Raw genomic sequence first — 15,684 nt, 5'->3', positions numbered from 1 at the left:
TTAGAATGCATAACGCTCCACTCAGCGGGAGCAACTTGGTTGGCTATAATCCGCGAGGCACGAGCGCAACCAATCTGGTTGAAATCCGCCTGAAGTGCCTTGTTACATTGCAAACTGCTTCCAATCTTGGAAAAGTTCACGAACTAACTTGTACAGATCTGTGTCGACTCCCTCAACATCAACAACATACAGATAGTGATCAAAAGCTCCACAAGTCGCCTCAGGGTTTCCACACACAGCATTAGGTGAGCCACATGAGACGGTATAGTTTCTTTCCTGCCTCTCTATTTGAACTTTTTTGAAGTGTTTTGCTTTATTACAAAGTTTACGGACGATCTCTTGGTATACACATACATCAGGAAACTCCATCTTTGAATAATATTTATTTAAATCACCTAACCTTCCATTTTCTCGGTAAGGGTTAAATTTTCTAATGCACGCCAATTTTTGTTCAGGACTAATATCGTCATCCTTTAAATACCACTCATAAAGATGACTCAGACCGAAAACCACATTAAATAGTAAATAGTCATATGTTGGATGTTCTGAGCAATTTTGAAGTTGCTGTAGCTCGACTTCACATTTATCAATCAGGCTAACGTAGCTATTTAACGACAACAGGCTCACCATACCCTCCGAAAGCAATGTAACAGTATATTAGGCTGAATTCCGAACAAGAACAGTCAGCCTAGTTAACCCTATGCGAACAAGTTAACTTTAAATGCATTTTAAATCAATAGTTTAATAGGATTTTTCTACGAAGCCACTGACTCTTCTGATGATGAAAACCAGAATTTACTTATTTGTGACAAGATTTGATTTAACTATTGGGGAGAAATGTTTTTAAACAGCCACTTAGCAGTTGTTAACTCTAAGTCGCTTTCCTTCTTACACCAAAATAATACTGAAAATTCACTATGTTTATTATAACTGTTTATATGTACAGCTAGTGTAAAGATGAGACTATGCATGAGCTTTCACATTAGGTTTTCTACTAACAAAGGTTCACGTCTGCTACTCAACACTTTTTGTAGTGAAACAGATAAAGGGGCATTTTCAATTTAGAAGTTGAACCACCAAAGCTTAACTTGAAGAAGGAAAACATCCAGTGCAGATAAGGCTGCGGGCTTCGGTTTCAGGGTGAGAGATAACAAAGTTATCAAGTTCTCGAACGAGAGGCATGGATGCCGAACTGGCTTTTTAGCTGGGATGCTATTCGTCATGCCCGAGCTTCCAAGGAAGGACTTGCAGCGTGTCACGGCAGTGTCTGCACATACGTCGTTCATTCACATCCATGTGATCACGACATTCGGATATCCTGTCCAGCACCCGCTGCAGGCGATTGATAACCATGAAGCCGCAGCTCATAACCTGCTAACAGATAGTGCTAGCCCAAAAAATGTAATCAGCCTTCATTCCAAGGCTGGCTTAACTTCTGTTTTTTGAAAAACCCATTTTTTATTCCTACACTCATAAAAAGGTAACAAAAATCTGTTTCAAATAACGAGTCTGAGTCAGTCAGAAAGTCAACACTCTCAAACTAAAACCAGAATGAAAACGTGATTCACCTCAACGGATTTATCAACTGGGTATTTACTGTATGAATAAACAGTATATACTGTTTAACCATACAGTGTTTTGATAAAGGACATCACTATGCTTTGCCAACTCAGCATCAACAACTTTGCTATTGTGCGTTTTTTAGAACTCGACTTTAAAGCCGGCATGACCAGTATTACTGGTGAAACCGGTGCGGGTAAATCGATTGCTATCGATGCCCTCGGCCTATGTTTAGGTAACCGAGCCGACGCCAATACCATTAGACCAGGTGCCACAAAGGCCGAAGTAAGTGCCCGCTTTTTATTAGATGATACCCCAGCGGCGAAACGCTGGCTTGAAGATAACGACCTTGAACTCGGGGATGAATGTATCCTACGCCGCACCATTAGTAGCGACGGCCGCTCACGCGCCTATATCAATGGTAACCCTGTACCATTGGCGCAGATAAAATCCCTTGGCCAACTGCTTATCGGTATTCATGGTCAACATGCTCACCACGCAATGCTAAAGAGTGAACATCAACTTACCCTGTTAGATAGCTATGCTAACCATAAAATGCTACTCGATAGCGTTACTGCCAGCTACCACAGATGTAAAACGACTGAAAAACAACTACACCTACTTGAGATGTCGCAGCAAGAGCGCCTAGCCCGTAAACAGCTACTGCAATATCAAGTCGAAGAGCTAAACGAATTTGCTATTAATGAGGGCGAATACGAGTCGATAGAGGCCGAGCATAAGAAGCTAGCCAACAGCACTGCATTAATAGAGCTGTGCCGTAATCAGCTACATATCTTGCAAGACAGTGATGAAGGCTGTGTTGAGTCGTTACTCAACACCTCTATTAGCCAAGGGCAAGATCTAGAAAGTTATGATCCTGAGCTTTCTAGTGTGCTGGCGATGCTAAATGACGCTCTCATTCAGGTACAAGAGAGCAGCAGCGAAATAGAGCGTTACTTAGAAGGTTTAGAACTCGACCCTGAGTATTTTGCTCATCTGGAGCTGCGCCTATCAAAAACCATGCAACTTGCCCGTAAGCATCAAGTGATGCCAAATGAGCTTTATACTCACCACCAAAGTTTACTGGAAGAACTTGAGGACTTAGGATCTGACGATGACAAGTTGGATGATATTCGTGAGCAGTTAAATGCCAACCGAGAAGCTTATTTGCAACACGCTAGAAAGCTGAGCAACAGCCGCAGTCGTTACGCTAAAGAGCTAGATAAACAGGTAACTCAATCTATCCATGAGCTCAATATGCCTAAGGGCAAGTTTACCATTGCGGTAAACTTCAATGAGGCTGTTATCACCCCGACAGGCTGTGACAGCATTGAGTTTATGGTGTCGACTAACCCTGGTCAGCCGCTACAGCCTATTGCCAAGGTCGCCTCAGGAGGTGAGCTATCACGCATAGGTTTAGGTATTCAGGTGATCACCGCCAAGAAAGTCTCGACTCCTACATTGATCTTCGATGAAGTCGATGTGGGTATTTCTGGCCCTACCGCTGCAGTTGTTGGACGTATGCTTCGCAGCCTTGGCGAGTCGACCCAGGTTTTTTGTGTAACTCACTTGCCACAAGTGGCCGGTAACGGTCATCAACATATGTTCGTTAATAAGAGTAGCAAGGCGGGTCAAACAGAGACCTCTATGGTGGCGCTAGATAAAGAGCAGCGTATTGAAGAGTTAGCGCGTCTTTTGGGTGGTGATACCATCACCAACAACACCTTAGCTAACGCTAAAGAGTTGCTATTAAGCTAATTTTAAAGCTAAAGTTAATAGTTAAAGCCTATAAAACAAAAATGCAGAGCTAAGCTCTGCATTTTTTTGGTACTGATATTTGGCGATTATAGATGCGGTTAAGCAAAGTAATACGCTAGGCCTTGTAAGCAAAGCATGGAAAAAATACCCGCTAGCACATCATCAATCATAATACCGAAGCCGCCGTGAACCTTGGCATCTAGCCAGCGAATTGGCCACGGTTTTAAGATATCAAAAATACGAAACAGCACAAACCCCGCAAGTAGCCACTGCCAACCTGCAGGCGCGGCAATCATGGTGATCAAAAGTCCTGCGACCTCATCCCAGACTATTGCGCCATGGTCATGTACGCCCATATCTTTCGAGGCCTTATCGCAGATATAAAAACCTGCCAGCACACTCAATACCGTAAGGGCGATATACCAAGGTAAACTCAGCGGTGCCATCAGCAGAAAAACAGGGATAGCAGCCAAGGTGCCAAAGGTTCCCGGCGCTTTCGCCGCGAGGCCTGAGCCAAAACCCAGCGCAAGGAAGTGAATAGGATTCTTCAGTGACAGCTTGGCAAGCACTGGATCTTTAGAGAGAAAATTCATTAGTTAAAATGCTCAAAACCTAAGTTTATCGGTTCAAACGGTTGATTGTCGCTAAGTAGCTTTAACTGGCCACCCGTGCACACCTGGCCTATCTGAGTAAACTTAACTCCTGATTCGACTAAGGCGACCTCTAGCATGCCTTTTTGCGCTTCTGAGACGGTAAACAACAACTCATAGTCTTCACCACCGGTGAGCGCGTAACTTAGCGCCATCTCAGGCGAGACAGTGGCTTTAAGTTGATCCGACAATGGAATATTGTCAACATTAATCACCGCGCCAACATTGGACGCTTTCAGTACGTGCTTGATATCAGACATGATGCCATCTGAGATATCAATCGCACTTGAGGCGATATTTCTAAGCGACTGACCGGCCAAAACTCTCGGTGTTGGTCGGTAATGACGATGAATAAGATAGGCTCTGTTTTCTGCGTTCGCTTCGACTTTATTACGCAGTAGATCTAAACCCAGTGCCGAGTCACCTAAAGTACCGGTAACATAGATCCAGTCACCATTTTTAGCGCCGCTGCGAGTCAAACCAATATCGTTTGGAAGCTGGCCGTTGATGGTGATAGTAATCGAGCGAGGGCCACGTGTGGTGTCACCACCTACCAATGCCACACCATAATACTCGGCGATATCAAATAGGCCGCTACTGAATTGTGCCAGCCAGGTTTCGTCAACCTCAGGTAGCGTCAGTGCCAATGTCATCCAAGCAGGTTCTGCCCCCATAGAGGCCAGATCCGATAGATTTACCGCCAAAGACTTATAGCCAAGATCGGCAGCAGGCATATCAGGGAAGAAGTGGACATTTTCCACTAAGGTGTCACAAGAGATGGCAATAGATTTATTGTCAGCTGGCTGAACAATAGCGCAGTCATCACCAATACCGACGGTTACATCTTTGCGGGACTGGGCGCGCCCAGTAAAGAAACTTTCGATTAATTGAAATTCTTTCACAATACCAATCACAAATAATAGTAAGTATTCAGGGAGAGATGAGATAAGTGTAGCTCAGGCCGTCACTCAAGCGAAAAAGGCAGCCATTAGGCTTGCTCAAAGTGGAAATACGCGGACTGTTCTAAGCTCCCTAGCGGATATAACAAAAACGGCATCCGAAGATGCCGTTTCTACTACTTGTTACGTGCTACCAGCTTATCGAGAATGCCGTTAACAAACTTATGTCCATCTTCTGCGCCGAATGCTTTTGCAAGCTCGATAGCTTCGTTAATCGCTACCTTGTAAGGCACATCCTTGCGGAATGTCAGTTCATAAGTTGCGATACGTACAATCGCTTTTTCTACTGGATCCACTTCATCGAGTGGACGAGTCACGAATGGAGCAATTAGCTCATCCAATTGACTCTTCTTAGTTGCTACGCCGCCTAATAGCTCACGGAAGTAAGCAATATCGACACCATCAACAACTTGTTCAGTTAGAAACTCATGCTCAACATCAGCAATATTGTTGCCACTTAGCTGCCATGAATAGATGGCCTGAACGGCTAAACGACGTGCCTTGCGGCGCTCTGAAGGCTTCATTAAATTGTCCTAAATTACAGCTGTTCTTCAAGTGCTTGCAGAACGTTAACCATTTCTAGCAGACCAAGTGCAGCTTCACCGCCCTTGTTGCCCGCTTTAGTACCCGAACGCTCAATAGCTTGTTCAATGGTATCTGTGGTTAATACGCCGAATGAAACTGGGATATCGAACTCAAGTGCAACCTGAGCCAAACCTTTATTACATTCACCTGCTACAAAATCGAAATGAGGTGTACCACCACGGATTACCGCACCTAGTGCGATGATTCCGTCAAATTTTCCGCTCGCCGCAACACGACGTGCAGCCAGTGGCAGTTCAACAGCGCCTGGCACTTTAACTACAGTGATGTTTTCATCTGCAACTTGGCCAAAACGCTTAAGAGTGTCAACCGCGCCATCGAGTAAACTATCAACAACAAAGCTGTTAAAACGTGAAACTACGATCGCAACTTTGGCGTTTTTCGATTCGATATTACCTTGAACTACGTTCATTTATCTTACCTAAATTAGCTTAATTACCCTACATAGGGACGGAAGAGGCGGTATGATACCACAGCACTCCCTACTGATCTCTATGCAATTAATAAGAAAAGTGTGAATTTAAGCCTCAGGCTGACATTCAACCTGAGGCAGGGATTTAATCTGCAATATATTCAGTTACTTCTAATCCGAAGCCTGAAAGAGAATGGTAGCGCTTCGGCGAGCTCAATAGACGCATAGAAGTCACACCTACGTCAGCCAAGATTTGTGAGCCAACACCTACCTGACGTGAAGTCCCCTGCCACTGGGCTGCAGTTGGTGTACTGCCGTTGTCTTCGGCTTCAAACGCCTTCACTTTAGCGAGGATATCGCTGCTGTGTTCATGATTACCAAGTAACACCAACACACCACCGTCTTCGCTAATACGCTTCATCGCTTTCTCTAGCGGCCAGCTGCGTTGCTGATCGCGCTCTGAGTGCAATAAATCATTGAAGGTATTTTGCAAGTGTACGCGCACTAAGGTGTTGTCTGAAACTTCGCCTTTAACCAGTACATAGTGCAACTGGTTGTCGATAGTATCGCGGTAAGTCAGCATCTCAAACTCACCAAAACGGGTTGGCAGCTTACATTTGGCTTCACGGATTACTGTGGTTTCTTTGGTATTACGGTACTCGATAAGGTCTGCAATTGTGCCCATCTTCAAACCGTGCTTTTCAGCAAAGATTTCAAGATCTGGGCGACGTGCCATGGTGCCGTCGTCATTAAGGATTTCAACGATAACCGATGAAGGCTCGAAGCCTGCAAGACGTGCAATATCACAGCCAGCTTCGGTGTGACCTGCACGAATAAGTACGCCACCTTCTTGCGCCATCAATGGGAAGATATGTCCTGGTTGAACGATATCTGATGGCTTAGCATCTTTACCTACCGCCGCTAATACCGTTACCGCACGGTCTTGCGCCGAAATACCAGTTGTTACGCCCTCGGCTGCTTCAATTGAAACAGTGAAGTTAGTCGAGAACTGTGCATTGTTGTTAGTGACCATCAAAGGCAGATTCAGCTGCTGACAACGTGCCTTGGTCAATGTCTGACAAATCAGACCACGGCCAAACGTAGCCATGAAATTTACCGCTTCAGGCGTCACCATGTCGGCAGCCATGATTAGATCGCCTTCATTTTCTCTGTCTTCGTCATCCATTAAAATGACCATCTTACCTAGACGAATATCTTCAATGATCTCTTCTATACTATGTAACGCCATGTTCAGACCTTTATTTTTGTCACTACAATGAACAACGTGCATCGGGGTCAATGCTCTCTTGTAGTGAATTATTTAATGATTATATCTATTACTTTTATACGCTTATTACGACAAATCTAATCGCCATAACAAGCTTAATCCAGTGTTTATCGCAAAAATCCTGAGCGAGCTAACAATTCCATAGTCACTTCCGACTTTGGCGTGCTGTTTTGCTCTTGGCTGCCGTAGCTCATCAACCTTTCTAAGTGACGTGCAATCAAGTCGACTTCAATGTTAACGCTATCACCGGCTTTGAGATCCACTAACGTGGTTTCCCCCGCGGTGTGCGGCACGATTGTCAGTCTAAATCGATGACCTTGTACCTCATTAACCGTCAAACTTACTCCATCAATAGTGATAGAGCCTTTATGGGCGATATAACGGCCAAGCTCCTCAGGCGGGCTGAGCCAAAATTCGATGGCTTGGCCACGAAATTGTCTGTCATCCACATGGGCGATACCATCCACATGGCCACTGACCATATGTCCGCCTAAGCGAGTAGTTGGGGTCACGGCCTTTTCAAGGTTAACGGCTTTTCCGACTTGATAATGAGAGAAGCCCGTCAAAGTAACAGTTTCAGCAGAAATATCTGCCACGTAACCATCGCTCATCAACTCAACCACAGTTAAACACACACCGTTGGTGGCGATACTGTCGCCAAGCTTTACATCTGACAGATCCAGTTTACCACTGGCTACCGTTAAACGAATGTCATCGCCGCGGCGCTCAACTTTTCGTAGGTGTCCGACTGATTCAATAATCCCAGTAAACATAAACTAATTACTCACTCTTAACGTTAAGCGGGTGTCTGGCCCCACTTTGCGCTCATCGATTAGGTTAATCTTTGGCACCTCTGACATGGCTTGAAAGTCATCCAATGTCAGTAGGTTTCGCCCTTGCGAGCCTAAAATTTTCATCGCCTGATACAGTACAATCTCATCGGCTAGCCCTTGATTCACAAAGGCACCCGCAAGCGTCGCACCGGCTTCAATCAACACTGAGTTACAAGTCTCACCCAGCAAGTTCAATAACACATTAAGGTCAATACGAGAATCAACCGCAGCTAATACCTGACTTTGCACATGTGCAGGCCAAGCAGCCTGTACACTCTTAGGATAAGCTTGAGTCGACACCAATAAAATTGGGCTGTCGATTTTAAACAGGTTTAATTCACTACCTAGGCGCGCCTGACTGTCTAATACCACCCTAAGTGGCTGGTGAATTTCGGCGGGGGCGAGCTGATTGGCTAGCGAACCTAACTCACTATGACGCACATTTAAACTCGGGTCATCGGCAAGAATCGTTTCCACGCCTGTGACTAAGGCGCAATGACGAGCGCGTAGACGCTGCACATCACGGCGCGCTTCAGGGCCGGTAATCCATTTAGATACACCGTTAGACAATGCCGTTTTACCATCAAGACTGGCGGCAAGCTTTACCGTCACCCAAGGCATGCCTTTTTCCATACGCTTCAAAAAGCCTAGATTGACCTGCTTAGCTTCTTCGGTCATCAAGCCAACATCCACTTGAATACCCGCATCACGTAACATGGCAATGCCACGACCTGAGACTTCAGGGTTCGGGTCAGTCACCGCAATAACCACTCGGCTAACGCCGTGCTCGATTAACGCTTTTGCGCAAGGTGGTGTGCGGCCGTAATGGCTGCAAGGCTCCAGAGTAACATAAGCGGTAGCGCCTTTTGCGTCACAGCCCGCCATATTTAAAGCGTACACTTCCGCATGGGGACCACCCGCTCGAATATGGTAGCCTTCGCCAACGATTTCGCCATCTTTAACGATAACGCTGCCCACACTAGGATTTGGACGAGTGGTGTACATGCCCTTTTGTGCCAACTCAATGGCAAGGCTCATCATTTGGCTGTCTTCGATAGACCACATCATTGGCGGCATTTCCGATTATTCGATTGATGAAGGGACTAGGCGTTGTGCTTAGCCCCGACTGCATAGGTTATTTTTGTAGTTTGGCGATCGCTTCACCAAACTCTGAAACATCTTCGAAGGCACGATAAACAGACGCGAAACGAATGTAGGCAACCTTATCTAGGTTGACTAATTGGTCCATCATCAAGTTGCCAATCATTTCAGATTTAACTTCGCGCTCACCGGTAGCGCGCAAAGTCGATTTAATCTTAGTCAATGCCTGCTCAATTTGATCCATAGAAACAGGTCTTTTCTCTACGGCTCTCAACATGCCGCCGCGCAGTTTTTCTTCATCGAACGGCTGGCGACTACCGTCTTGTTTCACCACACGAGGCATCACAAGCTCGGCCCCTTCAAAGGTGGTGAAGCGTTCATGACACTGAACACACTCTCTACGTCGACGCACCTGATGGCCGTCAGCGACTAATCGCGAATCAATCACTTTTGTGTCAGTTGCGCTGCAAAATGGACAATGCATTTAGCCTCCGTTTAGAAAAAATGTTATGAATCACTGGATTTATACCTAACCTATTAACTATGTCACCTTTGACAATCATTAAAATGTGATTGGTACGACTTAAAACCTCAGAAAGTATGCTGTTTACATACAAAAATGGCCGCATAAATGCGGCCATAGGAGTCTAACTGATTTAACGCTTAAGGTTAACCGTAAACAGGGAACTTAGCGCACAATTCCAGAACCTGTCCTTTAACGCGCTCGCTAACGGCTAAATCTGTAATATCATCCAGTACATCACACATCCAGTGAGTTAACTGAACACATTCTTGCTCAGCAAAACCACGACGCGTGATTGCAGGAGAACCGATACGTAGGCCAGATGTCACAAATGGTGAACGTGGGTCGTTTGGTACTGAGTTCTTGTTCACTGTGATGTTAGCGTTGCCTAGGGCAGCGTCAGCATCTTTACCTGTGATATCTTTGCTGATCAAATCAAGCAAGAATAGGTGATTATCAGTACCGCCAGATACCACATCGTAGCCACGTTCGATGAACGTACGAGCCATTGCCTTAGCGTTAACAACTACTTGCTCTTGGTAAGTCGTGAACTCTGGGTCTAGGGCTTCTTTAAATGCAACCGCTTTAGCAGCGATAACGTGCATCAAAGGACCACCTTGGCCACCAGGGAAAACTGCAGAGTTTAGCTTCTTGTAGATATCTTCATCGTTGATTGATGAAAGGATCAAACCGCCACGAGGGCCAGCTAGAGTCTTATGGGTTGTCGTTGTTACAACGTGCGCATGTGGCATTGGGTTTGGATAGATCCCTGCAGCAACAAGACCTGCAACGTGCGCCATATCAACGAATAAGTATGCGCCAACTTTGTCAGCGATTTCGCGGAATTTACCCCAGTCAATGATACCAGAGTAAGCACTGAAACCTGCGATGATCATCTTTGGCTTGTGCTCAACGGCTAGACGCTCAACTTCGGCGTAGTCAATTTGGCCCGTTGTTTCGTCGATACCATACTGAACTGCGTTGTATAGTTTGCCTGAGAAACTCACGTGAGAACCGTGAGTTAGGTGACCACCGTGCGCTAGGCTCATACCTAGAACAGTGTCGCCGCCTTGAAGTAGTGCCATAAATACGGCTGCGTTAGCCTGAGAACCTGAGTGTGGCTGAACGTTGGCATACGTTGCACCAAACAGCTCTTTAGCACGAGAGATTGCTAACTCTTCAACAATATCTACATGCTCACAACCACCATAGTAACGCTTACCTGGGTAGCCTTCGGCATACTTGTTAGTAAGCTGAGTACCTTGTGCTTCGATTACGCGAGGACTTGTATAGTTTTCTGAAGCAATGAGTTCGATGTGCTCTTCTTGACGGCGTGTTTCATCTTCAATTGCTGCAAATAGTTGTGGATCGTAATCCGCGATATTCATATCTTTTTTCAGCATTACTCACTCCAGCTGTAAAGTCTTGTAATAGGGTTGCGCGACATTCTACAGCGCATTTGATCACAATCCCAGCATTTACAACATGAAATTACTTGCATTTCTAGATGAGTGAGTTTCGTAAAAAGCACTAATAGACATAAAAATTGTCGGAAATAGTCGCAACGACATTAACCTGATTGTTAATGTTAAACGCCTTTAATTCAGATTTAAGTTCTGCAACGGATCTTGTAGAATTGCCTTCATTCCCGATTCAAAAACACAGTCAAAGAGAACTAACATGGCTCAGTTTGTATATAGCATGCTTAGAGTGGGCAAAATTGTCCCGCCAAAGAAGCAGATCCTTAAAGATATCTCATTAAGCTTTTTCCCTGGCGCTAAAATCGGTGTCTTAGGTCTAAACGGTTCAGGTAAATCTACTCTGCTGCGCATCATGGCGGGTCTAGATACTGAAATTGAAGGTGAAGCTCGCCCAATGCAAGATCTGAAAATCGGCTACTTGCCGCAGGAACCTAAGCTTGATCCCAACCAAACCGTGCGTGAAGCAGTAGAAGAAGCCGTTGCCGAAGCAAAAAACGCGCTGGTACGCTTAGATGAAGTCTATGCACTTTATGCCGAGCCAGATGCTGATTTTGACGCTCTAGCTAAAGAGCAGGGTCAATTAGAAGCCATTATTCAATCTCAAGATGCCCACAATCTGGATGTTGTGCTAGATCGCGCAGCGAACGCACTGCGTCTTCCTGATTGGGATGAGAAAATTGAAGTACTATCTGGTGGTGAACGTCGCCGTGTAGCTATCTGTCGTCTGCTACTTGAAAAGCCAGACATGCTATTACTTGACGAACCAACCAACCACTTGGATGCAGAATCTGTTGCTTGGTTAGAGCGTTTCTTAAAAGAATACACAGGTACTGTTGTGGCAATTACCCACGATAGATACTTCCTAGACAATGCCGCTGGCTGGATTTTAGAACTTGACCGTGGTGAAGGTATTCCATGGGAAGGTAACTACTCTTCTTGGCTTGAGCAAAAAGATGCTCGTCTGACCCAAGAATCAGCGACCGAAAGTGCACGTCAAAAGACTATCGCTAAAGAACTTGAATGGGTACGCCAAGGCGCTAAAGGCCGTCAGTCTAAAGGTAAGGCGCGTATGGCTCGCTTCGAAGAGCTTAATACTAACGACTACCAAAAGCGTAACGAGACTAACGAGCTATTTATTCCACCAGGACCACGTCTAGGTGACAAGGTTATTGAGATCACTAACCTAACTAAGTCTTACGGCGACCGCGTACTTATCGATGATTTGAGCTTCTCTGTGCCTAAAGGCGCGATCGTCGGTATTATCGGTGCTAACGGTGCAGGTAAATCGACTCTATTTAAGATGATTTCAGGCGCAGAGCAGCCAGATAGCGGCACCGTTGAGCTTGGTGAGTCAGTTCAAATCGCGTCGGTTGAGCAGTTCCGTGACTCAATGAACGATAAGAACACGGTTTGGCAAGAGATCTCTGACGGCCAAGATATCATGCGCATCAACAACACTGAAATTCCAAGCCGTGCCTATGTAGGCCGCTTTAACTTCCGTGGTGGCGATCAGCAAAAGATCATCGGCACCTTATCTGGTGGTGAGCGTAACCGTGTGCACCTTGCTAAGCTTCTACAAGCTGGCGGTAACGTACTATTACTCGATGAACCAACCAACGACTTGGACGTTGAAACATTGCGTGCACTAGAAGAAGCGCTGCTTGAGTTCCCAGGTTGCGCCATGGTGATTTCGCACGACCGTTGGTTCTTAGATAGAATCGCGACTCACATTCTAGATTATCGCGACGAAGGTAAGGTTAACTTCTACGAAGGTAACTACACCGAGTACTCAACTTGGTTAAAAGAAACCATGGGTACTGATGTGGTTGAGCCACATCGCTTAAAGTACAAGCGTATGGTTAAGTAAATCAAAAGGAGGCTTCGGCCTCCTTTTTGTTGCCCTAAAATATTCAGAACTATATGCAAATCTAAATTCAAAACTATATTCAAAGCTATCGCCGAACTTAAGCCCTCCAGTCAGCCACCAAAAATCCACAAATAATTTTCAATTCAACAACAAAAAGCTCAGCAATTATGCCAAAATGCCGTTTACTATCAATTAGCCAATTGAAACGGGAACAGTTTCCCCTGTCGCCTGAATAATAAAAAGTGCTCTCATGGATAAGAAAGCGATTAATGGACAACAAAGCTATGGACGATAAAACCAACTCGACTCAGGTTAATACCTGTGCGCCCGGCGGCGACTCATTGCAAGAGGCTCATGAGCCTGCAACGTCGCAAGAAAATGCTCAGCCTAAAAAATCCACCGGCTTCTTAAACAGCATTAATCACTTTCGCGGCATAGCGATTATCTTTATCGTCATGGCTCACTGCTACCGCCCAGCAGGCTGGCAAATAGAAACCTTTGCCGATAAGGCATGGTTTAATTTGATGATGAATGGCACGGTGTTTTTTGTGTTTATCTCAGGTTTTCTGTTTCACCATGTGTTTTATCATCGCTGGGATTACAAAAAATACATGAAAAGCAAAACCAAGTTTGTTTTTCTGCCTTACCTTCTACTCTCCCTGCCCTGGATTGTCTGGCACCTGACCGTAGGTACCGATCCTATGATGCATAAAGAGCTTGCCGATATTACCGCTCCTGCACAGGCGGCGAGTTGGTATGTCATCACCGGCCGTACGCTGACTGCTTATTGGTATATCCCCATGGGCATGATGCTATTCGCACTGTCGCCCTGGGTGATGTATTTAATCAAAAAGCAGCAAGTACTTTACTACGCCATTCCATTGTTATTAATTGCGATTATGGTGCATAGACCGATTTCAAACCTTAATGCTATCCAATCTTTGGTCTATTTTTTACCCGTGTACTTACTTGGAGTTTGGGGCTCGGCTCACCGTGATAAACTGTTTCCCTTTATCGATAAGTACTGGATCCCGATGTTTTTGGCAGGCGTTGCCTTGGCGCTCATTCAAGCTGAATTTTTTGGTGCTGGTGTGCTCAATAAGGCCCCGTTTGAGATGACAGTGCCAGACTTAATGCTACCGCAAAAGATTTTACTGACTTTAGTGATATTGGCGATTTTAAATAAGTTTGAGCATGTCTCGATTGCGCCACTGCAAAAGCTAGCAGAGGTTAGCTTTGCTATCTACTTTATTCACCCTTGGATCACCACGCCTTGGTGGATGATTTACGACAGCCCAGACTTATTTGGCCTCGCGGGTAAGGGCAATGTCTTTACCACTTTAATCGTCACCTTAGTGGTTGTTGCCATCTCTTATGCTATCGCCATACTCATAAAGAAAATGCTCAGCAAACGAAGTCGCTACTTGATTGGCTGGTAAATCAGCGATTCGATGCAAGCTAAAGCCATAAATAAGAACTAATAATAAGAACTAATAATAAGAAACTAACTTTAAGAAACCAAGATTATGTTTAAAGCCCTACTCTACACGGCACTGCTAACTGGCTTTGCAAGCCAGCTTAGCGCTAATGAAGCGAGCAACTATCAGTTTGATGGCCCTTATGTCATCCAAGACGAGGCCGCTACACCATCGCAGCAAACGGCCTATTGGATCTGCAATAGCCAGCTAACAAGTTCATTGGTTAGTGAGCGCTCGCTAAAGCGGCCAGAAAACTGCGGACAGTTACCTGAGCCAATCCTCAGCAATGATGTCAAACAGGTAATGCCTGACAGTTATAATGGCGTAAAAAAGATCGTTGCCCTCAGTGATGTGCATGGCCAGTATGATGTATTACTCACTCTGCTAAAAAACCAAAAAATTATAGATGCCGATAACAACTGGGCCTTTGGCGAAGGTCATATGGTGATGACAGGCGATATGTTTGACCGCGGCGATCAGATAAACGAAGTACTGTGGTTTATGTACCAGCTAGACAGGCAAGCCAAAGCCGCTGGAGGTATGTTGCACCTACTCATGGGTAACCACGAGCAGATGGTGCTTGGCGGAGACTTAAGGTATGTGCATGAGCGTTATGACTTAGCCAGTAAATTACTGGATAGAAGTAATGACGCCCTTTATGGCGCAAACACCGAGATTGGCCAGTGGCTAAGAAGTAAAAACACCTTAGTTAAAGTTAATGATGTGCTGTACATGCATGGAGGCATAAGCAGTGAATGGCTCGAACGTCAGTTAACGATTGCAGAGGCTAACCAGCTATTTCGCGCTAATATTGGCAGACCTAAATCGGAACTTAAACAAGATGAACTATTAAGCTTCCTGTTTTACGGTAATGGGCCAACTTGGTACCGGGGCTATTTTAAAGACAGTTTTACCGAAGCTGAGCTGGATAAAATTCTCGCCTATTTTGACGTCAAGCACATCACAGTCGGCCACACCTCTCAAAAACAGGTGTTAGGGCTGTTTGATAATAAGATCATCGCAATCGACAGTAGCATAAAGCTTGGGGAACAGGGTGAATTGCTACTTATCAATAATGGTGAGTTTACTCGCGGCCTGTATGACGGCTCTCGCCAAGCACTATAAATTAGCATTAGAGCCTAGCAAATTAAAAGAGCCTATTAGAGTATTG

The 15,684-nt window shown here is 45.2% G+C and carries 14 protein-coding genes; 4 read left to right on the top strand and 10 right to left on the bottom strand.

Annotation, left to right across the window (positions count from 1 at the left end):
- Positions 1-102 precede the first annotated feature (102 nt).
- Positions 103-627, bottom strand: coding sequence for a hypothetical protein (locus K5Q73_RS05705; protein ID WP_220759868.1), 525 nt, complete (start codon positions 625-627; stop codon positions 103-105).
- Between the two features lie 1,029 nt (positions 628-1,656).
- Between K5Q73_RS05705 and recN the strand changes: the two genes are divergently transcribed.
- Complete coding sequence (gene recN / locus K5Q73_RS05700) at positions 1,657-3,318, top strand: DNA repair protein RecN (RefSeq protein ID WP_220759866.1); 1,662 nt, start codon at positions 1,657-1,659, stop codon at positions 3,316-3,318.
- A gap of 98 nt (positions 3,319-3,416) precedes the next feature.
- Here the strand turns inward: recN and K5Q73_RS05695 are convergent, their stop codons facing one another.
- The 9 genes from K5Q73_RS05695 to glyA form a co-directional block, all read right to left on the bottom strand.
- Positions 3,417-3,911: a phosphatidylglycerophosphatase A gene (locus K5Q73_RS05695; protein ID WP_220759864.1), complete on the bottom strand. Its 495-nt coding sequence runs from the start codon at positions 3,909-3,911 to the stop codon at positions 3,417-3,419.
- Positions 3,911-4,870: a thiamine-phosphate kinase gene (gene thiL, locus K5Q73_RS05690; RefSeq protein WP_220759862.1), complete on the bottom strand. Its 960-nt coding sequence runs from the start codon at positions 4,868-4,870 to the stop codon at positions 3,911-3,913. The genes K5Q73_RS05695 and thiL overlap by 1 nt, the downstream gene beginning before the upstream one ends.
- A gap of 173 nt (positions 4,871-5,043) precedes the next feature.
- On the bottom strand, positions 5,044-5,451 hold the full coding sequence (gene nusB / locus K5Q73_RS05685) for a transcription antitermination factor NusB (RefSeq protein ID WP_220759860.1): 408 nt from the start codon (positions 5,449-5,451) through the stop codon (positions 5,044-5,046).
- Between the two features lie 14 nt (positions 5,452-5,465).
- Entirely contained in the window at positions 5,466-5,942 is a 477-nt protein-coding gene (ribE, locus tag K5Q73_RS05680; RefSeq protein ID WP_012154420.1) for a 6,7-dimethyl-8-ribityllumazine synthase, read from the bottom strand.
- A gap of 145 nt (positions 5,943-6,087) precedes the next feature.
- Positions 6,088-7,191, bottom strand: coding sequence for a bifunctional 3,4-dihydroxy-2-butanone-4-phosphate synthase/GTP cyclohydrolase II (gene ribBA, locus K5Q73_RS05675; RefSeq protein WP_220759858.1), 1,104 nt, complete (start codon positions 7,189-7,191; stop codon positions 6,088-6,090).
- A 146-nt stretch (positions 7,192-7,337) separates the two neighbouring features.
- Positions 7,338-8,003 carry a riboflavin synthase gene (locus K5Q73_RS05670; protein ID WP_220759856.1) on the bottom strand — a complete coding sequence of 222 codons (666 nt, stop codon included), beginning with the start codon at positions 8,001-8,003 and terminating at the stop codon, positions 7,338-7,340.
- A gap of 3 nt (positions 8,004-8,006) precedes the next feature.
- Entirely contained in the window at positions 8,007-9,131 is a 1,125-nt protein-coding gene (gene ribD, locus K5Q73_RS05665) for a bifunctional diaminohydroxyphosphoribosylaminopyrimidine deaminase/5-amino-6-(5-phosphoribosylamino)uracil reductase RibD (RefSeq protein WP_220759855.1), read from the bottom strand.
- Between the two features lie 67 nt (positions 9,132-9,198).
- A complete protein-coding gene (nrdR, locus tag K5Q73_RS05660; RefSeq protein ID WP_012154416.1) occupies positions 9,199-9,648 on the bottom strand; it encodes a transcriptional regulator NrdR in 450 nt (149 codons plus the stop codon).
- Positions 9,649-9,833: 185 nt separating this feature from the next.
- On the bottom strand, positions 9,834-11,090 hold the full coding sequence (glyA, locus tag K5Q73_RS05655) for a serine hydroxymethyltransferase (protein WP_220759853.1): 1,257 nt from the start codon (positions 11,088-11,090) through the stop codon (positions 9,834-9,836).
- A gap of 277 nt (positions 11,091-11,367) precedes the next feature.
- Here glyA and ettA point away from each other — a divergent pair, with 277 nt between their 5' ends.
- The 3 genes from ettA (at position 11,368) to K5Q73_RS05640 (ending at position 15,638) form a co-directional block, all read left to right on the top strand.
- The gene (gene ettA, locus K5Q73_RS05650) at positions 11,368-13,035 is read left to right on the top strand and encodes an energy-dependent translational throttle protein EttA (RefSeq protein WP_220759851.1); all 1,668 of its coding nucleotides are present in this window, start codon (positions 11,368-11,370) and stop codon (positions 13,033-13,035) included.
- 269 nt (positions 13,036-13,304) lie between these two features.
- Complete coding sequence (locus tag K5Q73_RS05645) at positions 13,305-14,474, top strand: acyltransferase (protein WP_259650717.1); 1,170 nt, start codon at positions 13,305-13,307, stop codon at positions 14,472-14,474.
- Between the two features lie 87 nt (positions 14,475-14,561).
- Complete coding sequence (locus K5Q73_RS05640) at positions 14,562-15,638, top strand: metallophosphoesterase (RefSeq protein WP_220759849.1); 1,077 nt, start codon at positions 14,562-14,564, stop codon at positions 15,636-15,638.
- Positions 15,639-15,684: the final 46 nt, after the last annotated feature.

The organism is Shewanella sp. MBTL60-112-B2, from assembly GCF_019655055.1.
Classification (GTDB): domain Bacteria; phylum Pseudomonadota; class Gammaproteobacteria; order Enterobacterales; family Shewanellaceae; genus Shewanella.
The sequence above is the reverse complement of the archived record's forward strand: the minus strand, read 5'-3'. Positions and strand labels throughout refer to the sequence as shown.